At 72.1% G+C, this 23,915-nt stretch carries 24 protein-coding genes; 17 read left to right on the forward strand and 7 right to left on the reverse strand.

Annotation, left to right across the window (positions count from 1 at the left end; translation table 11 throughout):
* Positions 1-20: 20 nt before the first annotated feature.
* The gene (locus ACFXDJ_RS26675; protein ID WP_384655069.1) at positions 21-1,004 is read right to left on the reverse strand and encodes an SAM-dependent methyltransferase; all 984 of its coding nucleotides are present in this window, start codon (positions 1,002-1,004) and stop codon (positions 21-23) included.
* Positions 1,005-1,140: 136 nt separating this feature from the next.
* Between ACFXDJ_RS26675 and ACFXDJ_RS26680 the strand changes: the two genes are divergently transcribed.
* Positions 1,141-2,340 (forward strand): sensor histidine kinase, encoded by a 1,200-nt coding sequence (locus ACFXDJ_RS26680; protein WP_384655051.1) that lies wholly within the window; start codon positions 1,141-1,143, stop codon positions 2,338-2,340.
* Between the two features lie 2 nt (positions 2,341-2,342).
* Positions 2,343-3,038 carry a response regulator gene (locus tag ACFXDJ_RS26685; protein WP_384655053.1) on the forward strand — a complete coding sequence of 232 codons (696 nt, stop codon included), beginning with the start codon at positions 2,343-2,345 and terminating at the stop codon, positions 3,036-3,038.
* 51 nt (positions 3,039-3,089) lie between these two features.
* Here ACFXDJ_RS26685 and ACFXDJ_RS26690 read toward each other — a convergent pair whose 3' ends face one another.
* Both ACFXDJ_RS26690 and ACFXDJ_RS26695 read right to left on the reverse strand, forming a co-directional pair.
* Positions 3,090-4,484, reverse strand: coding sequence for a PH domain-containing protein (locus ACFXDJ_RS26690; protein WP_384850503.1), 1,395 nt, complete (start codon positions 4,482-4,484; stop codon positions 3,090-3,092).
* The gene (locus ACFXDJ_RS26695; protein WP_384655060.1) at positions 4,481-4,972 is read right to left on the reverse strand and encodes a PH domain-containing protein; all 492 of its coding nucleotides are present in this window, start codon (positions 4,970-4,972) and stop codon (positions 4,481-4,483) included. Before ACFXDJ_RS26695 ends, ACFXDJ_RS26690 begins: the two co-directional genes overlap by 4 nt.
* Positions 4,973-5,003: 31 nt before the next feature.
* On the opposite strand from ACFXDJ_RS26695, the gene ACFXDJ_RS26700 reads away from it, so the two are divergent.
* Genes ACFXDJ_RS26700 through ACFXDJ_RS26710 form a run of 3 tightly spaced genes read left to right on the forward strand, consistent with a single transcriptional unit; the run spans position 5,004 to position 7,264 of the window.
* Positions 5,004-6,146: an NADH-quinone oxidoreductase subunit D gene (locus ACFXDJ_RS26700; RefSeq protein WP_384655061.1), complete on the forward strand. Its 1,143-nt coding sequence runs from the start codon at positions 5,004-5,006 to the stop codon at positions 6,144-6,146.
* Positions 6,147-6,183: 37 nt separating this feature from the next.
* Positions 6,184-7,032 (forward strand): arylamine N-acetyltransferase, encoded by an 849-nt coding sequence (locus tag ACFXDJ_RS26705; RefSeq protein ID WP_384850506.1) that lies wholly within the window; start codon positions 6,184-6,186, stop codon positions 7,030-7,032.
* 16 nt (positions 7,033-7,048) lie between these two features.
* Entirely contained in the window at positions 7,049-7,264 is a 216-nt protein-coding gene (locus ACFXDJ_RS26710; RefSeq protein WP_384655066.1) for a hypothetical protein, read from the forward strand.
* A 64-nt stretch (positions 7,265-7,328) separates the two neighbouring features.
* On the opposite strand, the gene ACFXDJ_RS26715 is transcribed toward ACFXDJ_RS26710, so the two are convergent.
* The 3 genes from ACFXDJ_RS26715 to ACFXDJ_RS26725 form a co-directional block, all read right to left on the reverse strand.
* Positions 7,329-8,882, reverse strand: a complete 1,554-nt coding sequence (locus ACFXDJ_RS26715; protein ID WP_384657621.1) for a M28 family metallopeptidase — start codon at positions 8,880-8,882, stop codon at positions 7,329-7,331.
* 173 nt (positions 8,883-9,055) lie between these two features.
* Positions 9,056-10,174, reverse strand: a complete 1,119-nt coding sequence (locus ACFXDJ_RS26720) for a DUF5937 family protein (protein ID WP_384657654.1) — start codon at positions 10,172-10,174, stop codon at positions 9,056-9,058.
* Positions 10,175-10,287: 113 nt separating this feature from the next.
* Positions 10,288-11,475: a threonine aldolase family protein gene (locus ACFXDJ_RS26725; RefSeq protein WP_384657623.1), complete on the reverse strand. Its 1,188-nt coding sequence runs from the start codon at positions 11,473-11,475 to the stop codon at positions 10,288-10,290.
* A gap of 160 nt (positions 11,476-11,635) precedes the next feature.
* On the opposite strand from ACFXDJ_RS26725, the gene ACFXDJ_RS26730 reads away from it, so the two are divergent.
* The 11 genes from ACFXDJ_RS26730 to ACFXDJ_RS26780 all read left to right on the forward strand — a co-directional run bounded on the left by ACFXDJ_RS26730 (position 11,636) and on the right by ACFXDJ_RS26780 (position 20,157).
* On the forward strand, positions 11,636-12,571 hold the full coding sequence (locus ACFXDJ_RS26730) for a Rossmann-like and DUF2520 domain-containing protein (RefSeq protein WP_384657626.1): 936 nt from the start codon (positions 11,636-11,638) through the stop codon (positions 12,569-12,571).
* Positions 12,568-13,584: a pantoate--beta-alanine ligase gene (panC, locus tag ACFXDJ_RS26735; RefSeq protein ID WP_384657628.1), complete on the forward strand. Its 1,017-nt coding sequence runs from the start codon at positions 12,568-12,570 to the stop codon at positions 13,582-13,584. Before ACFXDJ_RS26730 ends, panC begins: the two co-directional genes overlap by 4 nt.
* Positions 13,585-13,688: 104 nt before the next feature.
* Positions 13,689-15,389 (forward strand): L-aspartate oxidase, encoded by a 1,701-nt coding sequence (locus tag ACFXDJ_RS26740; RefSeq protein WP_384657657.1) that lies wholly within the window; start codon positions 13,689-13,691, stop codon positions 15,387-15,389.
* 2 nt (positions 15,390-15,391) lie between these two features.
* On the forward strand, positions 15,392-16,390 hold the full coding sequence (nadC, locus tag ACFXDJ_RS26745; RefSeq protein WP_384850509.1) for a carboxylating nicotinate-nucleotide diphosphorylase: 999 nt from the start codon (positions 15,392-15,394) through the stop codon (positions 16,388-16,390).
* A 3-nt stretch (positions 16,391-16,393) separates the two neighbouring features.
* The gene (locus tag ACFXDJ_RS26750) at positions 16,394-17,203 is read left to right on the forward strand and encodes a type III pantothenate kinase (RefSeq protein ID WP_384657633.1); all 810 of its coding nucleotides are present in this window, start codon (positions 16,394-16,396) and stop codon (positions 17,201-17,203) included.
* A 215-nt stretch (positions 17,204-17,418) separates the two neighbouring features.
* Entirely contained in the window at positions 17,419-17,613 is a 195-nt protein-coding gene (locus ACFXDJ_RS26755) for a DUF397 domain-containing protein (protein ID WP_384657635.1), read from the forward strand.
* 79 nt (positions 17,614-17,692) lie between these two features.
* On the forward strand, positions 17,693-18,358 hold the full coding sequence (locus tag ACFXDJ_RS26760; RefSeq protein ID WP_384657637.1) for a hypothetical protein: 666 nt from the start codon (positions 17,693-17,695) through the stop codon (positions 18,356-18,358).
* Between the two features lie 13 nt (positions 18,359-18,371).
* A complete protein-coding gene (locus tag ACFXDJ_RS26765) occupies positions 18,372-18,554 on the forward strand; it encodes a hypothetical protein (protein WP_384657640.1) in 183 nt (60 codons plus the stop codon).
* A 124-nt stretch (positions 18,555-18,678) separates the two neighbouring features.
* Positions 18,679-19,110, forward strand: coding sequence for a BlaI/MecI/CopY family transcriptional regulator (locus tag ACFXDJ_RS26770; protein WP_384657643.1), 432 nt, complete (start codon positions 18,679-18,681; stop codon positions 19,108-19,110).
* Positions 19,111-19,119: 9 nt separating this feature from the next.
* Positions 19,120-19,650, forward strand: a complete 531-nt coding sequence (locus ACFXDJ_RS26775; protein WP_384657646.1) for an amino-acid N-acetyltransferase — start codon at positions 19,120-19,122, stop codon at positions 19,648-19,650.
* Between the two features lie 165 nt (positions 19,651-19,815).
* Positions 19,816-20,157: an Lsr2 family protein gene (locus tag ACFXDJ_RS26780; RefSeq protein ID WP_384657648.1), complete on the forward strand. Its 342-nt coding sequence runs from the start codon at positions 19,816-19,818 to the stop codon at positions 20,155-20,157.
* Here the strand turns inward: ACFXDJ_RS26780 and ACFXDJ_RS26785 are convergent.
* Positions 20,136-20,765 carry an SCO3374 family protein gene (locus ACFXDJ_RS26785; protein WP_384850512.1) on the reverse strand — a complete coding sequence of 210 codons (630 nt, stop codon included), beginning with the start codon at positions 20,763-20,765 and terminating at the stop codon, positions 20,136-20,138. The genes ACFXDJ_RS26780 and ACFXDJ_RS26785 overlap by 22 nt on opposite strands.
* 475 nt (positions 20,766-21,240) lie before the next feature.
* On the opposite strand from ACFXDJ_RS26785, the gene ACFXDJ_RS26790 reads away from it, so the two are divergent.
* Complete coding sequence (locus ACFXDJ_RS26790; RefSeq protein ID WP_371617258.1) at positions 21,241-23,766, forward strand: ATP-dependent Clp protease ATP-binding subunit; 2,526 nt, start codon at positions 21,241-21,243, stop codon at positions 23,764-23,766.
* Positions 23,767-23,915 lie beyond the last annotated feature (149 nt).

Below are 23,915 nucleotides of genomic sequence, written 5' to 3' on the forward strand. Positions count from 1 at the left end.
CGGCCTCGGACCCGCCGCCCCTACGAGGGCCAGTTCTCGATGCCCACCGGCTGGATCAGCCAGCCGAAGTCGCCGAGGCCGCCGCGGGCGGTGAGTTCCGCCGCCTCGCCCGCCGCCGACAGGGCGCGGACGTACGCCGCCGGGTCTGTCGAGGCCAGGGTCAGCGGGGGGCGTGATCCCGAGACGCCCAGGGCGGTCAGGGCCTGGCGCTGGGTCAGCAGGGCCGCGCCCGGGCCCGCGCAGGCGTCCAGTGCCACGTGAGCGGTGACATCGCAGCTGCCGTCCGGGACCGGCGGGACCTCCCGGCCGGCCCGGAATCCGGTGAGCGTGCCGTACGGGGGCCGGGTGTCCCGGGTGTGGGCGTAGTCCACCGCCACGGCGAGCCCCCGCTCCACGGTCGCGACGGCCGCCGTCCAGGCCTCGTCACGCGGCCTCCCGATCTCGGCCCGGCCCGCGCCGGGCCACCACCGGTCGAGCCAGGCCCGGTCCCGCCCGTCCACAGGGCCGCCCTCGCTCTGCGTACCGTCCCGGGCGACCTCCACGTAACGTCCGTTCTCGGCGAGGTCCAGGGGGACGTTGTCGAGCCACTCATTGGCGAAGAGCAGGCCCCTCGTGCCCCCGGGCGGCTCCTGGACCCACCGGATCCGCGGGTCGAGCCCGTCCGGCCGCCCCGCGCGCTCCACCCCGTACGGACGCACCCGCGCCGCCGTCCGGGCCGGCAGCGCCGCCAGCACCCCGGCCAGCAGCTCCCCCCGGCCGGCCCCTACGTCGACCAGGTCCAGCTCCTCCGGAAGGCCGAGCCGCTCGTCCACCCACAGCAGGAGCCGGGCCACGGCCCGCGCGTAGAGCGGCGAGGCGTGCACGGAGGTGCGGAAATGCCCGGCGGGGCCGGGCCCGCCGGGGCGTACGTAGAACCCGTCCGGCCCGTACAGCGCGTGCTCCATCGCCGTCCGCCAGCGGACGGGACGCTCCGCCGGCCGCTCCGCCGGATCCATCGGATCCATCGAATCCCTGGCTTCACCCTGAGTGCTCATCGCAGAAAGGTTATGGTCGCCTCCACCTCCGGTAGTACTCACCCGGGATGCGGATCGCCCCTGTGGTTGACTCCAGCACCTATCGGCTTTCCCTACTCTGGGTTACGTGCAGCGCCTCTACGACTTCCTCCGCAGACACCCGACGGGCGTCGACAGCTTCTGGGCTGTCCTCCTCTTCGGGTTCTCGATGGCTGTCGTCGCCTCGGACACCGGCGCCGGCCGCCACAACCTGATCGTGGTCCCGTGCGTGGTCGCCCTGTCCACCGCCGTGGCCCTGCGCCGCAAGCACACCGTGCCGATGTTCTGGCTCGCGGTCGCGGCGGGCCTCTACCAGCTGGTCATCGGAGCCCAGGCGAGCCTCTACGACTTCGCGATGCTGGTGGTCCTCTTCACGGTCGCCGCCGCCGACGTGGCGCGCTGGGTCTCGCGCACCGCCCTCGGCTGGGGGCTGCTCGCCTCACCCCTGTACTTCCTGATCCACGGGGTGGACAAGGACCAGTCGGCCTCCGGCGACGTCTTCTTCGTCTTCTTCATGGCGATCCCCTTCGCCCTCGCCTGGGTGATGGGCGACTCCCTGCGGACCCGCCGCGCCTATTACGCCCAGCTCGTCGAGCGCAACCAGCGCCTGGAGAACGAGCGGGCGGCCCAGGCCAAGGTGGCCGTCGCCGCCGAGCGCGCCAGGATCGCCCGCGAGCTGCACGACGTCGTCGCGCACAACGTTTCGGTGATGGTGGTCCAGGCCGACGGCGCCGCCTACGTGATGGACGTGGCCCCGGACCAGGCCAAGGAGGCCCTCCAGACCATCTCCGCCACCGGCCGCCTCGCGCTCGCTGAAATGCGCCGGCTGCTCGGCGTGCTGCGCACCGGCGAGCCGCAGGAGTCCGAGGACTACGTGCCGCAGCCCGACGTCGAGCAGATCGAAGTGCTGGTCGAGCAGGTGCGGGCGGCCGGGCTCTCGGTGGACTTCGAGGTCGAAGGAGCCCCGCGCAAACTGCCCAGCGGGGTGGAGCTGACGGCGTACCGCATCGTGCAGGAGGCGCTGACGAACACGCGCAAGCACGGCGGCCCCGACGCGAAGGCCAGCGTGCGGCTCGTCTACTTCGACGACGGGCTCGGCCTGCTCGTCGAGGACGACGGCCGGGGCGCGGCCCACGAGCTGTACGAGGACGGCGGTGCGGACGGCGCCGGACACGGACTCATCGGTATGCGGGAACGCATCGGTATGGTCGGAGGCACCCTGGACGCGGGCCCTCGGCCCGGTGGCGGTTTCCGGATCAGTGCCCTGCTCCCGCTCAAGAAAAGGTGATCATGTCCTACCCCTCCAGCTCCTCCATCCGCGTGATGCTGGTCGACGACCAGGTGCTGCTGCGCACCGGCTTCCGGATGGTGCTCGCCGCCCAGCCCGACATGGAGGTCGTCGCGGAGGCGGGCGACGGCCTGGAGGCGCTGGAGGTGCTGCGGGCCACCAAGGTGGACGTGGTGTTGATGGACGTCCGCATGCCCCGGCTCGACGGGGTCGAGGCCACCCGCCGCATCTGCGAGCCCGACGAGCACCCCAAGGTCATCATCCTGACCACCTTCGACCTCGACGAGTACGCGTTCTCGGGCCTGAAGGCGGGCGCGAGCGGGTTCATGCTCAAGGACGTCCCGCCGGGCGAGCTGCTGGCCGCGATCCGCTCGGTGCACAGCGGAGACGCGGTCGTGGCCCCGTCCACGACGCGCCGGCTGCTGGACCGCTTCGCGCCGATGCTGCCGTCGGCCTCCTCGGAGCCGCAGAACAAGGAGGTCGAGCGGCTGACGGAGCGCGAGCGCGAGGTCATGCTGCTGGTCGCCCAGGGCCTGTCGAACGGCGAGATCGCCGCCCGGCTGGTCCTGTCGGAGGCCACGGTGAAGACCCACGTGGGCCGCATCCTGACCAAGCTGAGCCTGCGCGACCGCGTCCAGGTCGTGGTCCTCGCCTACGAGACGGGCCTGGTCCGCGCGGGCGGCGGCGGGTCGCTCTAGCGCGCCGCCGCCGCGCCGCGCCGCACGGACTCGGGCCGGACGGCCGGACGGTCAGGTCATCCAGCGGTCCGGCCGCGCCGAGGCCCGGGAGGTACGGGAGCGGGCCGCCTGGGCGTGGAGCAGCCCGGCGGCCTCGGCCGCCCCGCGCAGGCGGGCCGTGACGGTGCCGTTCGCTCCGGTGTCCACATGGACGTCGGCCACGCCGAAGGCCCGCTCCCAGGGGCCCTGGGAGTAGCGCACGCTCTGCACCTTGGCGTGCGGGACGATCTCCGTACGCCGGCACAGGCGGCCCTTGCGGGTCGCGAACACGTCCTCGGAGACGGCCAGCCCGTACCCCTTCCACCACACCGGCACCACCCAGCGGGATCCCCGCCCGGGCGACGGGGCGAAGACCAGCCCGGCCAGGTCCACGCCGGGCAGCACGCGGGCGACGACGGCGTAGGCGGCGGCCCGGGTGGCCACCGGGACCAAGACGTCGTTGTGCGAGCCGGCCACCGCCAGCTCCACCCGGACCCAGCCGAGCCGCCGCCACAGCAGCGGCTCGACGATCCGTACGGTCTGCACGCGCCCCGGCGGCACGGTCTCGTGGGCCCGGTCCAGCAGCCCGTGGTCGAGGCGCAGCCCGTCCGGGGATTCGGCGACGGTCCAGTCGTACTCGGTGAGGAACCGACCCCCGGTGCCCTTCCAGACCCCGCCCAGGACCGGGAGCAGGGCGACGGCCGCGGCCCAGGGGCTGGAGCTGAACCACCACACCATCACCGGAGCGGTGAGCCCGCCGAGCACCGCCGCCGAGGTGGAGAGGGTGAGCAGCATCGACACCGCGAGGTCGCGGGGGGTCACGCGCAGCAGCTCCCGCTCGGGGGCCTCGCCCAGGGCCACGGCCTCGGCCGGGGTGAATCCGGCCGCGCGGGCCAGCAGCTCGGCGCGCAGCCGGCCGGCGTCCTCCTCGCCGAGGAAGGCCAGCTCGTCCTTCTCGTCGGTGCCGATGACGTCGAGGCGGAGCTTGGCCACGCCGGCCACGCGGGCCAGCAGCGGGCGGGTGACGTCGATGGCCTGGATCCGGTCCAGGCGGATGTGCGCGGTCCGGCGGAAGAGGAGCCCGCTGCGGATGCGCAGTTCGGTGTCGGTGACGGCGTAGTGGGTGAACCACCAGCTGAGGAACCCGTAGACGCCGAAGACGAGGACCAGCGAGACCAGGGCGACGGCCCGCAGGACGAGGGAGAGGGCGCCGACCCACTCGGCGAGGTTCTCGCCCTGCTGGACGGCGACGCCGAGGATCGCGGCGAGCGGCACCCAGGCGCGGCGCAGCGGCGTGAGGAAGTGCAGCCGCCGCTCCGTGGGCGACGCGGGGGACTGAGCGGTCGCCGCTCCGAGATCCGCCGCTCCGAGATCCGCCGCTCCGGGCTCCAACGCTCCGGGCTCCACCGCTCCGGACTCGGCGGTCACAGCCCCGCCGACCTTGCCTCGCCGAGCTCGGTCAGCCGGTCGCGCAGCCGCTCGGCCTCCTCGGGCGCCAGCCCGGGGATCTTCGCGTCGGTGGCCGCGGCGGCCGTGTGCAGCTGGAGGGAGGCCAGCTTGAAGCGCCGCTCCAGCGGCCCCGAGGTCACCTCGACCAGCTGCATCCGCCCGTAGGGGACCACGGTCTCGGCGTGCCACATCACGCCCCGGGTGATCAGGAGGTCGTCGGCGCGTTCGGCGTAGCGCCAGGAGCGCCAGTTCCGCCCGAGCAGCCACCAGCCCCAGGCCCCGACGAGCAGCCAGAAACCGCCGGCCGCCGCCCACACCGGACCCACCGCCAGCCCCAGCACCAGGGCCGTCACCAGGGTGAACAGTCCTATCCACAACACCAGCAGCAGTCGCCGCAGAGTGAGCAGCCCGCCCGGCAGCCCCACCCACTCGGGCCGCTCCGTCTCACCCAATGTCCCCGTTTCCATTCCCCCACCCTAGGGCTGAGACAATGCCGCCATGACGGAGACCACGGTCGGCATCGGCGGCGCTGCGGAGAGCACCGACATGGTGCTCAACATCGGCCCCCAGCACCCTTCCACGCACGGCGTGCTGCGCCTGCGGCTCGTCCTGGACGGCGAGCGGATCGTCAGCGCCGAGCCGGTGGTCGGCTATATGCACCGCGGCGCCGAGAAACTCTTCGAGGCCCGCGACTACCGGCAGATCGTGATGCTCGCGAACCGCCACGACTGGCTGTCCGCGTTCTCCAACGAGCTGGGCGTGGTCATGGCCGTCGAGCGGATGCTCGGCATGGAGGTCCCCGAGCGGGCCGTGTGGATGCGGACCCTGCTCGCCGAGCTGAACCGGGTGCTGAACCACCTGATGTTCCTCGGCTCGTACCCCCTGGAGCTGGGCGGGATCACCCCGATCTTCCACGCGTTCCGCGAGCGCGAGGAGCTCCAGGCCGTCATGGAGGAGATCTCCGGCGGCCGCATGCACTACATGTTCAACCGGGTCGGCGGCCTCAAGGAGGACCTCCCGGCCGGCTGGCTCGGCCGCGCCCGCGAGGCCATCGCCGACGTGAACACCCGCATGCACGTCTACGACGACCTGGTCCGCGGCAACGAGATCTTCCGCGGCCGCACGCGCGGCGTCGGCGTCCTGTCCGCCGAGGCCGTGCACGCGTACGGGGTCTCCGGCCCGATCGCCCGCGCCTCCGGCGTCGACTTCGACCTGCGCCGCGACGAGCCCTACCTCGCCTACGGCGAGCTCCAGGACGTCCTCAAGGTCGTCACCCGCACCGAGGGCGACTGCCTCGCCCGCTTCGAGGTCCTGCTGGAGCAGACCCACAACGCGCTCGACCTGGCGGTCGCCTGCCTGGACCGGATGGACGAGCTGGCGCCCGGCCCGATCAACCAGCGCCTGCCGAAGGTGCTGAAGGCGCCCGAGGGCGAGACGTACGCGTGGACCGAGAACCCGCTCGGGATCAACGGCTACTACCTGGTCTCCAAGGGCGAGAAGACCCCGTACCGGCTCAAGCTGCGCTCGGCCTCGTACAACAACATCCAGGCCCTGGCCGTGCTGCTGCCCGGACAGCTGGTCGCGGACATGGTCGCGATCCTCGGCTCGCTGTTCTTCGTGGTCGGCGACATCGACAAATAGCCGCGACCGTGTCCTGGGGGGTGTCTACGCTGCCCGCATGACCTCTGGCATATACGCCGCCTACCTGCGGCGGCTCGGCATCGGCGATCCCGGCGTCCCGTCCGCCGAGGGGCTGTTCGCCCTCCAGCGGGCGCACCTGGAGCGCGTCCCGTACGAGAACCTCGACATCCAGCTCGGCCGGGCGCCCGGCCTCGACCCCGAGCTGTCGGTACGCCGCTTCGCGGCCGGTCGCGGCGGCTACTGCTTCCACCTCAACGGGGGCCTCGCCGCGCTCCTGGACCACCTCGGCTACGACGTGACCCGCCATGTCGGCGGCGTGTACAAGGAGTCCGAGGCCGAGGCCGCCGAGCGGGGCGAGGGCGGCGACCACCTGGCCCTCACCGTCCGCGTGGAGGGGGCCGAGTACTACGTCGACGCCGGGCTCGGCGACGGCCCGTACGAGCCGCTGCCGCTGCGCGAGGGCTCGTACGGGCAGGGGGCCTTCACCTACTCCCTGGAACGGCTCGCCGCGGGGGGCTGGATCTACCGGCATCCGGGCAGCTCCGCCCCGATCGTGACCTTCCGTCCGGAGCCGGCCGCGACGGCGGACTTCGAGGCCGAGCACGTGCGGCTGTCGACCTCCGAGGACTCCGGCTTCGTACGGGCCTTCGCGGCCCTGCGGCGCGACGCGGACGGCATCGACGCGCTGCGCGGCCGGGTGCTCAGCCGGACGGACCCGGTGAACGGGACCACGGAACGGGTGCTGGACGGCCCGGAGGAGTTCTACGCCGTCCTGGAGGGGGTCTTCGGACGGGAGCTCGACGATCTGACCCCCGCGGACCGGGCCGCGCTGTGGACCCGGGTCGCCCTCGCGCACGAGGCCTGGCTGGAGACCCGCCGCGGCTGAGGGCAGACTTGGGAGCATGTCCCACTCACCGCGCAGAGCTTGCCCCACCTGCGGCCGCGACTGCGCCGTCACCGCAGGGCGGATCGCCCGCCACGACCCGCCGTCCGGGCGGGGCCGCGGCGACCTGGTGTCCTGCCCCGGCTCCCGGGCCCGGGTGATGCTCGGCGCATCCGCCCCGACGCTGGACGGGTTCACCCTGGCCCCGCACCCGGGCCAGCTCCCGCTGTTCTAGCCGGGGAGGGGTGGGCGGGGGCCACGGCCCCGCCCACCCCTCCGTACCGACTGCCTGGTGCCTTTTACTCCGTCACGTCGTGGTCGTGGCCCGGACGCAGGCCGCCGCCCTCGCCGGAACCGGTGCTCGGCTTCGAGGTGACCGGCTGCGACAGCGGCGCGAGGTCGTACGCGTAGTGGCCGACGGCGTTCGCGATGACGTCGACGTTGATGTCGAGCGCCTTCTGGTCGATGTTCGCGATCGTGTCGCCCTTGGCGTGGTAGTTCACGTCGTACGCGACGCCCGCCTGGCCGCCGAACTTCGCGGCCTGCGCGGCCGTCTTGATGCCCTCCGCGCCCGTGTCGGTACCACCGGAGGGGATCCCGGCGGCGATGAACGGGCCGTAGTCCGAGCGCCCGGTGAAGTCGGAGCCCTCGTGCGGGATGCCGCGGCCGTCGAGGAAGTCGGTGATGCCCTTCTCCAGCTGCGCCGAGCCCTCGGGGCCGGGGCCCGAGCCGACCTTGTCCGAGTCGTCGCCGTCGTAGACGAAGTACGCGGCGTTGGGCGAGGCGATCATGTCGAAGTTCAGGTAGAGCCTGATCTGCTTCTTCTGCGCGTCCGTCAGACCGCCGACGTAGGCCTCGGAGCCGAGCAGGCCGAACTCCTCCGCCGACCACCAGGCGAACTTGACCTTGTTCTTGACCTTCGTCTGGCTGCTCGCGAGGCGCTGCGCGACCTGGAGGATGCCGGCCGAGCCCGAGCCGTTGTCGTTGATGCCCGGGCCCGCCGCGACGGAGTCGAGGTGCGCGCCGAGGAAGACGGTGTTGTTCTCGTCGCCGCCCCGGGTCTCGGCGATGACGTTGTACGTCTTGCGGTCCTCCCTGAACTCGCGGATGTCGAGGGTGGCCTGGACCGGACCGGCCGTCGCCTCGGCGGCGAGCTTCTGGCCCTCCTCCTGCGAGAGGCCGCCGGTCGGGATCTTGCCCGCGTCCGGCCCGCCGAGGGTGCCGTTGAGGGCGCCCGCCGTGTTGTTGTAGATCACCGCGCCGACCGCGCCGGCCGCCGCCGCGTTCTGCTGCTTGGCCGCGAAGGTGCAGCCGCCGCGCTTGATCAGGGCGATCTTGCCGGTGAAGGCGCCCGCGGCGAAGTCGCCGGGGTCGCAGCCGTTGGTCCCGTCCGCGTCGACGGGGGCGACGGCGATCTGGGCCGTGATGCCGTTGGCCGGGCCGCTGGCGGTGTACGTCATCAGCTTGATCGGGATGTCGCGGCCGCCCGCGCCGTTGACCTTCAGGGTCTCGGCGATCGTCTCGACGTAGACGAAGCCGAACTCGTTCCTGGTGACCTTGTACCCGGCCGCCTTCATGACGGCCTCGACGTACCGGGCCGACTGCTCGTGGCCCTTGGAACCCGCCACGCGGGTGCCCTTGTTGTAGTCGGCGATCGCCTGCAAGACCTTCAGGTGGTTGTAGGCGCCCTGGCCGGTCGCCTCCCTGACCAGCTTCTTGGCCAGCGCGTCGCCCTTGGCGGCATCGCTCTGGGGGCTGCCGGTGGCGCCGGCCGGCCCGGCGATGAGCAGAGGGGAGACGAGGGCCGCGGCGGCCAGGGCGGCGGTGGCAGCGGCTATACGGCGTGAGGGCATGCAAAGTCCTTCCACGGTATGGGCGTTACGTGGGGGGATCGGTGGACGCACGTTAGGCACCAAACGGCTGGTATGGCCAGGGTTTTCGCTGATACCGGTTTGTGAAATCCGTATATCGGTGAATCCGGGCCACCGGAAACCGGCCAACGCCCGCTGTTCGGACTGCCGGCGGACTAGCGCAGGATGCCCTCGATGAAGTCCGAACCGATCCGCGCGACCGCCGCCAGCTCCAACTGGTACTGGACGTAACGGCCCTGACGGCACGTCTTGAGCAGCCCGGCCTTCTTCATCACCGCCAGATGGCGCGACACCTCCGGCGCGCTGATCCCGTACGCGGCCGCGAGCTCGCTGGTCGTGTACGGAGCGCGCGCCATGCTGCGGCACAGCATCATCCGCATCGGATGGGCCAGCGCCTCCATGCGCCGCTGCAACAGCTCCACCGACCCCGGGGAGGAAGCCAGTTCGGGAGAGCCGAGCGGGTAGTGGATGACCGGACGCCAGCCGGGGGCGTGCAGGACCAGCAGGTGCGGCCAGCCGAAGTTCGTCGGCACGAACAGCAGGCCGTCGCCTATTCGGGCATCGGTGGCGGTGGTGGACCCCGTCGTCATCTTGTCCACCGTGACGGTGGTCAGCCCCTCGTCGACGCTCAGCGCCGAGGAGACGTCCTTGAGCACGGCGGGCAGTCCCTTGCGCCGCAGCAGCTCCGTCTTGTGGCGGACGTCCGCGCTCTGCCGGGGCTCGATCCGCCGCCAGGTCTCCGCGAAGAAGGCCTCGTCGCAGTCCTCCGCCAGCCGCCGCAGCCACACCCGGACCGCGGCGGTGTCATCGAGCACCCGCACCGCGAAGTCCAGCTGGCGCGGCCCGCGCGCCGAGGCCGACTCCAGCGCCCTGGCCCGGGCCAGCGGGTCCGAGAGCGGGGACGGCCCGCCGCTCTCCGCGTAGAACGCCAGCCGGCAGTTCTCCAGCGCCGCCGTCACGAACCGCTCGTCGTCCAGCCGGTCGAGTACGTCGAGCTCGGCGGCCAGCGTCGCGCCGGGCCGGCCGGAGCCGCCCGGGATCCCCGCGTACGCCATGAAGAGGTCGGCGAAGGAGCTGCGCCACATGAAATCGCCCTCCAGCAGCCGGTCCGCGATGTCCGGGTCGAGGGAGGCGGCGGTGGTGGCGGTCCAGGAGGCGAGCCCGGGGTGGTGACCGGGCTGGGAGAGCGCGTGCAACGCCATGCAGAGCTCCGCGAGCGGAGACGGCGCGAAGCCGATCCGCTCCGCAGGGAGCCCGGTGATGTCGATGGTCACGCTCACCGCATCATTCTGCCGGTGCCCCGGCCGCGCGAATGACGTGACGCACCCGCCTTCGCCCGCACGGGCCAGCCGGTAGGGAGCTTCCGGGCTAGGTCAGCCGGGCTGGGTCAGCCGGGCTGGGTCAGCCGGGCCACGAAGCCCCGTACCGCTTCCGTCACGTCGGCCGGGGTCCAGGACAGGCCCGGCTCGGTGACCTCCAGCTCCGTCACCGACAGGCCCGGCGGGCCGTCGGGGGACCAGCAGCGGAAGAGGACCGTGCCCGTCTCCTCCGCCAGCCGGACGCCCGCCTCCGTGAGGCGGTCCGCGTCGTACGGGAGCCACACCTGGAACTGGTGGGTGTGCGGGACCTCCGGGTTGATCCGGAACCAGGGGACCTCGGGGGAGGAGCCCAGCGCGGCGGAGAGGGCGGACGCCACCACGCGCGCCTGGGCGACGTAGGAGGGGAGCTTCGGGAGCTCGCGTTCCAGCCCGGCCAGGGCGGAGAGCGCGGCCGGGAACTGGCGGAAGACCTGGCCCCCGTACCGGTGGCGCCAGACCCTGGCCTCCGAGACCAGGGAGGCGGACCCGGCGAGGGCGGCGCCGCTCAGGCCGCCGAGCGACTTGTAGAAGGAGACGTACACCGAGTCCGCCAGCTCCGCGATCTCCGGGAGGGTCCGGCCGAAGTGGACCGTGGACTCCCACAGCCGGGCACCGTCGATGTGGACCACCGCCTCGCGCTCCCGGGCGGTGGCCACCAGCGCCGACAGCTCCTCCCACGTCGGCAGCAGGAAACCGGCGTCCCGCAGCGGCAGCTCCAGCATCAGCGTCCCGAACGGCTCCGGCAGCTCCGCGATCTCCGAGGCCGTCGGCTGGCGCGGTTCGCCCGTCGTGTGGACGGTCCGCAGCCCCGACACCGCGGACAGCGCCCCGCCCTCCCAACGCTCCGGATGGCTCATCGGGTGCAGGGCGACCACCGGGTTCCCGGTCCGGCCGGCCCAGCAGCGCAGCGCGATCTGCTGGGCCATGGTCCCGGTCGGGAAGAACGCCGCGTCCTCGGTCCCCAGCAGCTCCGCGACCCGCCGCTCCAGCCGGGCCACGACCCCGTCGCCGTAGATGTCGCCCGGCTCGTCGGGGTCCGGAGCCAGCCCGCCCAGGTCCGCCAGCAGCCCGGCTACGGTCGCCTCCCGCAGGCTGTGCGACAGCTTGCGCGCAGCCGCCCGGCCGGCCACCGCGAGCCGCTTCGCCACCGCTTCCGCACCCTCGTCCGTCACCGGCTGCGCATCCTCGTCCGTCACCGGTTCCGCATCCTCGTCCATGCCCCGATCATCGCCGACCGGCCACCCGGCCGGGGGGCCGGTGGGTGTCCCGGCACCGCATCGGCCGACGGGCGAACGCACCCCACCTCCCCGGGACGGCTTAGCATGGCGACGTATCGTCCGGTACCCCCCGCGGACTGGAACGGAAGGCCTTCCCCGCGTGAACACAACCCCCCAGGCGGAGCGCCCGGCCAGGCTCTCCGTCGGCGTAGTCGGAGCGGGCCGCGTCGGCCCCGCGCTGGCCCGCGCCCTGCAGCAGAGCGGCCACCGGCCCGTCGCCGTGTCCGGAGTCTCCGACGCCTCGCGCCGGCGCGCCGAGCGGATGCTCCCGGACGTGCCGGTCGTACCGCCCGCGCAGGTCCTCCAGGCCGCCGACCTGGTCCTGCTGACCGTCCCCGACGACGCCCTGCCCCCGCTGGTCCAGGGCCTCGCCGAGACCGGCGCGGTCCGCCCCGGCCAGCTCCTCGTCCACACCTCCGGGCGCTACGGGGTCTCCGTGCTGGACCCGGCCCGCCGCGCGGGCGCGCTCCCGCTGGCCCTGCACCCCGCGATGACCTTCACCGGCACCGAGGTGGACGTGCAGCGCCTGGCCGGCTGCTCCTTCGGCGTGACCGCCCCCGACGAGCTGCGGCTCGCCGCGGAGGCCCTGGTCATCGAGATGGGCGGGGAGCCCGAGTGGATCGCCGAGGTGAACCGCCCGCTCTACCACGCGGCCCTCGCCCTCGGCTCGAACCACCTGGTCACCCTGGTCGCCCAGTCGATGGAACTGCTGCGCAAGGCGGGCGTCGAGCACCCCGACCGGATGCTCGGCCCGCTGCTCGGCGCGTCCCTCGACAACGCCCTGCGCTCCGGTGACGCCGCCCTGACCGGCCCGGTGGCCCGGGGCGACGCCGGCACCGTCGCCGCGCACGTCTCGGAGCTGCGCAAGCACGCCCCGGGCACGGTCGCCGGATACCTCGCGATGGCCCGCACCACCGCGGACCGGGCGCTCGCGCACGGGCTGCTCAAGCCCGAGCTCGCCGAGGACCTCCTCGGCGTCCTCGCGGACAGCGCCGAGCAACTCGACCGCGACGGCCTCGGAGGCGATGACCGGTGATCCTCCTCGACACCGCCGCCGAGCTTCACGAGCTTCCCCGCGCCGCCGCCACCGGCCGCCGCGCCGTGGTCATGACCATGGGCGCCCTCCACGAGGGCCACGCCACCCTGGTCCGCGCCGCCCGCGCCCAGGCCGGCCCCGACGGGCAGGTCGTGGTCACCGTCTTCGTCAACCCCCTCCAGTTCGGGGCGAACGAGGACCTGGACCGCTACCCCCGCACCCTCGACGCCGACCTGGCCCTCGCCGAAGCGGCGGGCGCCGACGCCGTGTTCGCCCCCGCCGTCGAGGAGGTCTACCCCGGCGGCGACCCCCAGGTGCGGATCAGCGCCGGCCCGATGGGCGAGCGCCTCGAAGGCGCCACCCGCCCCGGCCACTTCGACGGAATGCTGACCGTCGTCGCCAAGCTGCTCCACCTCACCCGCCCCGACCTGGCCCTCTTCGGCCAGAAGGACGCGCAGCAACTCGCCCTGATCCGGCGGATGGTGACCGACCTGAACTTCCCCGTGGAGGTGGTCGGCGTACCGACCGTCCGCGAGGAGGACGGGCTCGCGCTGTCTTCGCGCAACCGCTACCTCTCGCCCCTGGAGCGGCGCACCGCGCTCGCCCTGTCCCGGGCCCTGTTCGCCGGCCGCGACCGGCTCGCCGCCCAGGCCGCGCTGCTGGACCGCGCCGAGGCCCAGGGCCCCCCGGCCGGCGACGAGCGGGCCACCGGCCTGGCCAGGCTCGGCGAGATCCGCGCCTCCGCCGACGCGCACGCCGTCTCGGCGGCCGTCGCGGGACTCCCGGGCGCCGGACTGCCGGACGCCGTACGCGCCGCCGCGCGGCACGTCCTGGCGGAGGCGGGCCGACACGAGCCGCCCCTCGTACTGGACTACCTGGCGCTGGTGGACCCACAGGACTTCACCGACGCCGGCCCCGGCTTCAGCGGGCGGGCCGTGCTGGCCGTCGCCGCGAAGGTGGGCACGACCCGGCTGATCGACAACATTCCATTGGAGTTCGGAGCACACGCGTGAGCACCCCAGGCAGAGGTCCCGCAACGGCGGGCACCAGCACCGGCACCGGCCACGGCACCGACGAGGCCCCCGGGACCGACAAGGCACCCGGCCCCGGCACCGGCATACGGCTGCACGCCCCGGCCCCCGGCTGGTCCGTGGACGCCGACGTCGTGGTCGTCGGATCCGGAGTCGCGGGCCTGACCGCCGCACTGCGCTGCGCCGCCGCCGGCCGCCGTACCGTCGTGGTCACCAAGGCCAGGCTCGACGACGGCTCCACCCGCTGGGCCCAGGGCGGCATCGCCGCCGCCCTCGGCGACGGGGACACCCCCGAGCAGCACCTCGAAGACACCCTCGTCGCGGGTGCGGGCCTGTGCGACGAGGCCGCCGTCCGGCTCCTGGTCACCGAGGGCCCGGGCGCCGTACGCCGCCTCATCGAGGCCGGAGCCGTCTTCGACACCTCCGCCGAGACCGGCGAGATAGAGCTCACCCGCGAGGGCGGCCACCACCGCCGCCGCATCGCGCACGCGGGCGGCGACGCCACCGGCGCCGAGATCTCCCGCGCCCTCGTCGAAGCCGTCCACGCGGCGGGCATCGAGACCGTGGAGAACGCCCTCGTCCTGGACCTCCTCCAGGACGCGCAGGGCCGTACCGCGGGCGTCACCCTGCACGTCATGGGCGAAGGCCAGCACGACGGGGTCGGCGCCGTCCACGCGCCCGCCGTGATCCTCGCGACCGGCGGCATGGGCCAGGTCTTCTCCGCGACCACCAACCCCTCCGTCTCCACCGGCGACGGGGTCGCGCTCGCGCTGCGCGCCGGAGCCGAGGTCTCCGACCTCGAATTCGTGCAGTTCCACCCCACCGTGCTGTTCCTCGGCCCCGACGCCGAAGGCCAGCAGCCCCTGGTGTCGGAGGCGGTCCGCGGCGAAGGCGCGTACCTCGTCGACGCCGACGGCGTCCGCTTCATGCTCGGCCAGCACGAGCTCGCCGAGCTCGCCCCCCGCGACATCGTCGCCAAGGGCATCACGCGCCGCATGCAGGAGCAGGGCACGCTCCACATGTACCTGGACGGCCGGCACTTCGGGGCCCAGATGTGGGAGCAGCGCTTCCCGACGATCCTCGCCGCCTGCCGCTCGCACGGCATCGACCCGGTCACCGAGCCCATCCCCGTCGCCCCGGCCGCGCACTACGCCTCCGGCGGCGTACGGACCGACCTGCACGGCCGCACCACCGTCCCCGGCCTGTACGCGTGCGGCGAGGTCGCCTGCACCGGAGTGCACGGCGCGAACCGGCTCGCCTCCAACTCCCTGTTGGAGGGCCTGGTCTTCGCGGAGCGGATCGCCGAGGACATCATCTCGAACCCGCCCGCGGGCAACGGCCCCGGCATCCCCGTCCCGGCCACCGGCCCCCTCCAGCCCGCCGAGGCGCGCTACGAGGTCCAGCGCATCATGACCGACGGCGCGGGCGTGCTCCGCTCCGCCGAATCGCTGAGCCGGGCCGCCGCCGCGCTCGAAGCCCTGTACGCCACGGCCCTCACCGAGCTGGAGACCCAGGGCAAGACGGCCGTCCCCGGCACCGAGACCTGGGAGGCCACCAACCTGCTGTGCGTGGCCCGGGTCCTGGTCGCCGCCGCCCAGCGGCGCGCGGAGACCCGCGGCTGCCACTGGCGCGAGGACCACCCCGACCGGGAGGACGCCGACTGGCGCCGCCACCTCGTCGTACGCCTGTCGGCGGCGGAGCGGCGGGCGCTGGTCGTCACCCCCACCGACTCGGCGGACTTCCCTTCCGTACAGATCCCCCTGAGCACCGACAGCCTGGAGCAGTAACCGTGAGCACGCACGAGCAGGACTCCCACGAGCACGACCACAACGAACTTCCCCTCGTCGGCCAGAGCGAGGGCGGCTGCGGCGACGACTGCGCCTGCGGCGAGGGCGAGGAGACCGGTCTCGACCCGGCGCTGGCCCAGCTGCTCGCGGACGCGGGCCTGGACCCCATCGAGGTCGAGGACATCGCGCACATGGCGATCTCCGAGGACCTGGACGGCGGGGTCGACGTGACCACCGTCGCCACCGTTCCCGAGGACGCGGTGGCCACCGCCGACTTCACCGCCCGCGAGGCGGGCACCGTCGCCGGCCTGCGCGTCGCCGAGGCCGTCCTGTCCGTCGTCTGCACCGACGCCTTCGAGGTGGAGCGGCACGCCGAGGACGGGGACCGCGTCGAGCCCGGCCAGGTCCTGCTGTCGGTACGGGCCCGCACCCGCGACCTGCTGACCGGCGAGCGCAGCGCCCTGAACCTGCTCTGCCTGATGTCGGGCATCGCCACGGCCACCCGTGCCTGGGCCGACGAGCTGGAGGGCACCAAGGCCAAGGTCCGCGACACCCGCAAGACCACCCCCGGCCTGCGCTGCCTGGAGAAGTACGCGGTCCGCTGCGGCGGCGGCGTCAACCACCGGATGTCGCTCTCCGACGCGGCGCTGGTCAAGGACAACCACGTGATCGCGGCTGGCGGCGTCCGCGAGGCGTTCAAGGCCGTGCGCGAGCAGTTCCCCGACCTGCCCATCGAGGTCGAGGTGGACACCCTCCAGCAGGTCCGCGAGGCCCTGGAGGCGGGCGCCGACCTGATCCTGCTCGACAACTTCACCCCGATCGAGACCGAAGAGGCGGTGGCGCTGGTCCACGGCCGCGCGGTGCTGGAGTCCTCGGGCCGCCTGACCATGCACAACGCCCGGGCGTACGCCGAGACGGGCGTCGACTACCTCGCGGTCGGCGGCCTCACGCACTCCTCCCCGATCCTGGACATCGGCCTCGATCTGCGCGAGGCGGTGTAACCCGTGCTCCTCACCATCGACGTAGGCAACACCCATACGGTCCTGGGCCTGTTCGACGGTGACGAGATCGTCGAGCACTGGCGCATCTCGACCGACCCGCGCCGCACGGCCGACGAGATGGCCGTGCTCATGCAGGGCCTGATGGGCATGCACCCGATGCTCGGCAACGAGCTGGGCGACGGCATCCACGGCATCGCGATCTGCTCGACGGTGCCGGCGGTCCTGCACGAGCTGCGCGAGGTGACCCGCCGCTACTACGGGGACGTCCCGGCGGTGATCGTGGAGCCCGGCACCAAGACGGGCGTCCCGATCCTCATGGACAACCCGAAGGAGGTCGGCGCGGACCGCATCGTCAACGCGGTCGCGGTCGTCGAGCTCTACGGCGGCCCGGCGATCGTCGTCGACCTCGGTACGGCGACCACCTTCGACGCCGTGTCCGCGAAGGGCGAGTACGTGGGCGGGGTGATCTCCCCGGGCATCGAGATCTCCATGGAGGCCCTCGGCGTACGCGGGGCCCAGCTCCGCAAGATCGAGCTGGCCCGCCCGCGCAACGTCATCGGCAAGTCCACGGTCGAGGCGATGCAGTCGGGCGTGGTCTACGGGTTCGCGGGCCAGGTCGACGGGATCGTGACCCGCATGGCCAAGGAGCTGGCCGGCCCGAACGGTGTCCCGGACGACGTCCGCGTCATCGCCACGGGCGGCCTGGCCCCGATCGTCCTCGGCGAGGCCTCGGTCATCGACGACCACGAGCCGTGGCTCACCCTGATCGGCCTGCGGCTGGTCTACGAGCGCAACGCGCCCAACTTCGAGTAGCCGAGCAGCCCCGCCCCGGCGGGCCCGCACCCCATGCGAGGTCCCGCCGGGACCGGGCGCTGCCCCGGCCCTGCCCTTACCTGCAGCTGAGGTCCGGCGCAGTAATTTCCACGGAAATGGCCGGAGTGGACCCATCGCGGGGTTACGGTCGCCCCTGGAGAAATACCGGGAGCTCGTCCACGGCGCCGCAAGCGCCCGTGAACGGAGGAGACACGATGACAGCTCGGCCCGCTCAGCCCGAATGGCAGAAGTCGTCCTACTGCGGCGACGGCGCCGCCTGCGTGTACGTCGCCGCCGCTCCCGGAGCCCTGGTCCGCGTGGCGGACCGCGCCGACCCCGCCCACCTGGTCATGGCCGCCACCCGCGCGGCCTGGACGGAATTCCTCCGGACGGTCAAGGAGACGGTCTAGCCCCCGGCGATCGCTCGACGCCGCGCCGCGCGCGTGTCCACTCAAGGGATTTTGTCCGATTAGCGCGTATCTTCGGCCCATGCCCACGCCCTACGGATCCCGCGGCGGCATGGCGTTCAGCGCTGATGAGCTTCACGTGCTCAGGCGTTCGCTCGCTCACGCCCTTCAGTCCTCGACGGCCCCTCTGACGGCCGTCGAGGTCCAGGACTGCCTGCGCCTCGCGGCGTCGGTGGACGACGCGGTCCAGGAGGCGGGGCGGCTCAGAACCTTCCTCCTCGACGACCTGGCCCGGTACAGAACCGCGTTGCCCGGAAGCCTCTCCGGCTACCTGGAACTGCTCCAGGACGCCCTGGCCGCCGGGTACGAGCCGGTGCCCGACGACCTCGCCGCCCTGCGGGCGCTGCGCGCCAACCCGGTCGCGGGCGCCCTGCTGGACCGGGCGCAGGGCATCGCGGAGCGCTCGGTGCGCCGCCGCCTGTCCACGACGCCCGCGCCGCGCACCCGGCTGCTGGCCCTGGCGGGCGGCGGGGGCGCGGATGCCGGTGCGGACGGCTCCGCCGGCTCGGGGTCAGGCTCCGGCTCCGGATCAGGCTCGGGCTCCGGCTCCGGCTCCGGCAAGGAGAAGGAACCCGCGCAGCCGCGGCCCGACGACCGGCCCGCGCGGCCCATTCCGACCCCGGGCGAGGTGTTCCCGCCGCGCCGCAAGCCCACCCCGCCCCCGGCGGCCGGGCGCGCGGTGGGATAGCTAGGCTGGGGGCATGGACTACGTTTCCGCGCTCGTGCCCCCCTTCGTGATGGCCGTGTTCTTCATCGCTCTCGTCGTGACGATCGTGAAGAGCCAGGGCGGCGCCAACAAGGCCAAGGAGGACGCGGCGGTCGACGCCGTGCTCTCCCGCGCCGAGGCCGCCCGGCAGTCGCAGGCCTCCCCCTCCCAGCAGTAGGCCCCCAGCGGTAAGCCCCCGCGAGAGGGCCGGGCGTACGGCCTCAGCGCCGTGCGCCCAATTTTTTGCGCCTTGCCGCCCGAATGGCCGGGCAATTCGCCACATCCCGCACTATCGTGCTGCTGTGCCTCGCCCCTTGGGAGAACTCGAAGACGCAGTCATGACGCGGGTGTGGCAGTGGAACCGCCCGGTCACCGTTCGCGAAGTCCTGGAAGACCTTCAGCAGGAACGGTCCATCGCGTACACCACGGTCATGACCGTTATGGACAATCTTCATCAGAAGGGCTGGGTCCGCCGGGAAGCGGAAGGCCGCGCCTATCGATATACGGCGGTCTCCACCCGCGCCGCCTACTCGGCCGCACTGATGAACGAAGCGTGGTCGACGAGCGACAACCCCGCCGCCGCCCTCGTGGCCTTCTTCGGCATGATGTCGGCGGAGCAGCGCGAGGCGCTCCGGGATGCCGTACGGATCGTGCAGCCGGCCGAGGAGACTCCCGATCCCGCGGAGTCCGCCGAAGGCGACTCCGGCGGGCAGCGGACCGACCGGGGACGATAACGTCCGGGCATGGGTGAGTTTTCCGCTGCACATGCAAAAACAGTGACGATCCGCCGAGCGCGCACCGGTGATGTTCCCGCGCTGCGCCGCCTGCTCGACCAGTACGTGCAGCAGCGGATCCTGCTCGACAAAGCCCCCGTGGTCCTTTACGAGGACATCCAGGAGTTCTGGGTCGCCGAGCGCGATACCGACGGCCAGGTCGTGGGCTGCGGCGCACTCCACGTGATGTGGGAAGACCTGGCCGAAGTCCGCACTCTCGCCGTCGACCGGGAGTTGAAGGGCGCTGGAGTCGGTCATCTGGTGCTCGACAAGTTGTTGCAGACGGCCCGCCGGCTCGGTGTGAGCCGGGTTTTCTGCCTGACCTTCGAAGTGGACTTCTTCGCCAAGCACGGGTTCGTCGAGATCGGCGAGACCCCGGTGGAGACCGATGTCTACATGGAGCTGCTGCGTTCCTATGACGAGGGCGTCGCCGAGTTCCTCGGTCTCGAACGGGTGAAGCCGAACACCTTGGGCAACAGCCGGATGCTTCTGCACCTCTGACCGATCAAGCGCGATTTTCCCCGGGTCCCCGTACGTGTGGCCTATGTCCGAATCGCGTATGTTTCCCAACCCGTTGCGGACCCGAACCTCTCGCCGGGGGTTTGTGTTTTCCAGGCAAAAGCGGTTTCCTTTCCGCGTACTGCTTTTCGATGAAAGGAAATCCCGGTGGCACAGAAGGTTCAGGTCCTTCTTGTCGACGACCTCGACGGCGGCGAGGCGGACGAGACGGTGACGTTCGCTCTGGATGGCAAGACCTACGAGATCGACCTCACCACCGCCAACGCTGAAAAGCTCCGCGGCCTGCTCGACCCGTACACCAAGGGCGGTCGCCGTACCGGTGGCCGCGGCGCCGCCACCGGCCGCGCCAAGGGCCGTGCCGCGGCGGTGGCCGGCAACCCCGACACCGCCGTCATCCGCGCCTGGGCCAAGTCGAACGGCTACAGCGTGAACGACCGCGGCCGCGTTCCCGCCGAGATTCGCGACGCCTACGAGAAGGCTTCGGCCTGACCGTTCCGGTCAGTCCGGCCAGGCCGGTCCGCCCGGCCGGTCCGGACGGCGCGCCGAAGCCGCGCCCGGTGGCATTCCGTCGCCGCCGCCGCGACCAGGCGTACGAGATCGGGCCCGCCCGCGGGCCCGGAGCCCTGCCCCGCCGCGGGCAGGGCGGGTAGCAGTACCTCACACCCCTGCTCGGGGGGCCGCAGCCACACGGCGGCCCCCCGAGGGCTTCCCTCCGGGCCCGCAGGGTGTCCCGGAGGCACCGGAGCCGTGATCCGGCCGCCCGCACCCAGGGCGGCGAGATCCAGGGCGACCCCGCCCCACTCCAGCCAGTCGAGCAGCCCGTCCAGCTCGTCGGCGGCCCCCGCGGCCACCAGGAACCGCATCCTGCGGCCCATGACCGCCACCGGACCCGTGGCGACGCGTCTGCGCAGCAGCGCGGTCCCGGCGTCGGCCGGCAGCTCCAGTACGTCGAACCGCACTCCGGTCACCAGCTGCGCGGGCGGCCCCCCGGCGACGGTCCAGCCGAGCACCCGCTCGTACCAGGACGCCGGGTCCTCCTCGCCGCCGAGCGGAGCGCGGGGGAGCGGGACGGTGACGGGCGGCGCGGTGAGAGCCATGACCGGAGCAACTCCCGAAACGCTCCGGGGTTACGCACGATGTGACGTACCGCACACGGATGAATGCGGAACGTAAACATCCGGGGGGCCGGAGTCTCACATTCGGGACGGAAACGTGTTCGCCCGTAGCGGAGGGAACCGGCGTCACCGGGCGTGGACTGTCAGTCCTTACGGGTAAGACATTCCTAGTGGATCGGGGCGACACGCTGTTTTACGGGGTCTCGGACCGGCTTCCGTTCGCCATCGGCGTACACATGTGACGGGTATCTGCCTGGCCTGCGGGAACATCGTCTCCCACCATCGGGTTGGAGCAGTTGTCGGCACTTACAACCGGGTTTTCCCACGGACGTGAGGGTGAGCCGCGGACGGATGTCGGCAGTTGGAATGAGCTGTCCCGCCCCGCGGGACTAGCATGCGGAAGGACAGGGCGGGGACCGACCCCGAACTGCCCGACCGCTCTGAGGAGCGATAAACGATGTTCGAGAGGTTCACCGACCGCGCGCGGCGGGTTGTCGTCCTGGCTCAGGAAGAAGCCCGGATGCTCAACCACAACTACATCGGCACTGAGCACATCCTCCTGGGCTTGATCCACGAGGGTGAGGGTGTCGCCGCTAAGGCCTTGGAGAGCCTCGGGATTTCGCTCGAGGCTGTTCGCCAGCAGGTTGAGGAGATCATCGGCCAGGGGCAGCAGGCCCCGTCCGGCCACATCCCCTTCACCCCGCGGGCGAAGAAGGTCCTGGAGCTTTCGCTCCGAGAGGCCCTCCAGCTCGGCCACAACTACATCGGCACCGAGCACATCCTGCTCGGCCTGATCCGCGAGGGCGAGGGCGTCGCCGCCCAGGTCCTCGTGAAGCTGGGCGCCGATCTCAACCGAGTCCGGCAGCAGGTCATCCAGCTGCTCTCCGGCTACTCCGGCGGAGGCAAGGAGTCGGCCACGGCCGGCGGCCCGGCCGAGGGCACGCCCTCGACCTCGCTCGTCCTGGACCAGTTCGGCCGCAACCTGACGCAGGCCGCTCGCGAATCCAAGCTCGACCCGGTCATCGGGCGCGAGAAGGAGATCGAGCGGGTCATGCAGGTGCTGTCCCGCCGGACCAAGAACAACCCGGTCCTCATCGGCGAGCCCGGCGTCGGCAAGACCGCCGTCGTCGAGGGCCTGGCCCAGGCGATCGTCAAGGGCGAGGTTCCCGAGACCCTCAAGGACAAGCACCTCTACACGCTTGACCTGGGTGCCCTGGTCGCCGGTTCCCGCTACCGCGGTGACTTCGAAGAGCGCCTCAAGAAGGTCCTCAAGGAGATCCGCACCCGCGGCGACATCATCCTGTTCATCGACGAGCTCCACACCCTCGTGGGTGCGGGCGCCGCCGAGGGCGCGATCGACGCCGCCAGCATCCTGAAGCCCATGCTGGCCCGTGGTGAGCTCCAGACCATCGGTGCCACGACGCTCGACGAGTACCGCAAGCACCTTGAGAAGGACGCGGCCCTCGAACGCCGCTTCCAGCCGATCCAGGTGGCGGAGCCTTCCCTCCAGCACACCATCGAGATCCTCAAGGGCCTGCGCGACCGCTACGAGGCCCACCACCGTGTTTCCATCACGGACGAGGCCCTCGTGCAGGCGGCCACCCTGGCCGACCGGTACATCTCGGACCGCTTCCTCCCGGACAAGGCGATCGACCTGATCGACGAGGCCGGCTCCCGGATGCGCATCCGCCGGATGACCGCGCCGCCGGACCTCCGCGAGTTCGACGAGAAGATCGCGAACGTGCGTCGCGACAAGGAGTCGGCCATCGACTCCCAGGACTTCGAGAAGGCGGCTTCCCTCCGTGATTCGGAGAAGCAGCTGCTGGCGGCGAAGGCCAAGCGCGAGAAGGAATGGAAGGCCGGCGACATGGACGTCGTCGCCGAGGTCGACGGCGAGCTCATCGCCGAAGTCCTGGCGACCGCGACCGGCATTCCGGTGTTCAAGCTGACCGAGGAGGAGTCCTCGCGGCTCCTGCGCATGGAGGACGAGCTCCACCGTCGCGTCATCGGCCAGAAGGACGCCATCAAGGCGCTCTCCCAGGCGATCCGTCGTACCCGTGCGGGTCTGAAGGACCCGAAGCGTCCCGGTGGCTCGTTCATCTTCGCCGGCCCGTCCGGTGTCGGTAAGACCGAGCTCTCCAAGACGCTCGCCGAATTCCTCTTCGGCGACGAGGACGCGCTGATCTCCCTCGACATGTCGGAGTTCAGCGAGAAGCACACGGTTTCCCGTCTCTTCGGTTCGCCCCCCGGCTACGTGGGCTACGAAGAGGGCGGCCAGCTGACCGAGAAGGTCCGCCGGAAGCCGTTCTCCGTCGTCCTCTTCGACGAGGTCGAGAAGGCGCACCCGGATATCTTCAATTCCCTTCTCCAGATCCTGGAAGACGGTCGTCTGACCGACTCCCAGGGCCGGGTCGTGGACTTCAAGAACACGGTCATCATCATGACGACCAACCTGGGTACGCGGGACATCTCGAAGGGCTTCAACCTGGGCTTCGCGGCCCAGGGCGACACGAAGACCGGATACGACCGGATGAAGGCGAAGGTCAACGAAGAGCTCAAGCAGCACTTCCGGCCCGAGTTCCTCAACCGTGTCGACGACACCGTCGTCTTCCACCAGCTCACCGAGGAAGACATCGTCCAGATCGTCGACCTGATGATCGCCAAGGTGGACGACCGCCTCAAGGACCGCGACATGGGCATCGAGCTCAGTGCCGAGGCCAAGGCGCTGCTCGCCAAGCGCGGCTACGACCCGATCATGGGTGCGCGTCCGCTGCGCCGCACGATCCAGCGCGAGATCGAGGACATCCTGTCGGAGAAGATCCTCTTCGGCGAGCTGCGCCCCGGTCACATCGTGGTCGTCGGCAAGGAGGGTGAGGGCGACGAAGCCAAGTTCACCTTCCGCGGCGAGGAGAAGACCCCGATCTCGGACCTTCCCCCGATCGAGGCGACGGGCTCCGGCCCGGACCTGTCCAAGGGCGCGTAAGCGCTAGCCGCTTGCAGCAGCACGAAGGGGCGGGCGCCGGGCGGCCCGAGGGGGGGGGGGGCGCCGCCGGAGGGGGCGGGGGGGGGGGAAGGGCACCCCCCGGGCCCGCGCCCGCGGGGCGCGCGCCCGCCGGGGGGCGCCGCGCCGGG

Source organism: Streptomyces sp. NPDC059443, from assembly GCF_042750105.1.
Taxonomy (GTDB): domain Bacteria; phylum Actinomycetota; class Actinomycetes; order Streptomycetales; family Streptomycetaceae; genus Streptomyces.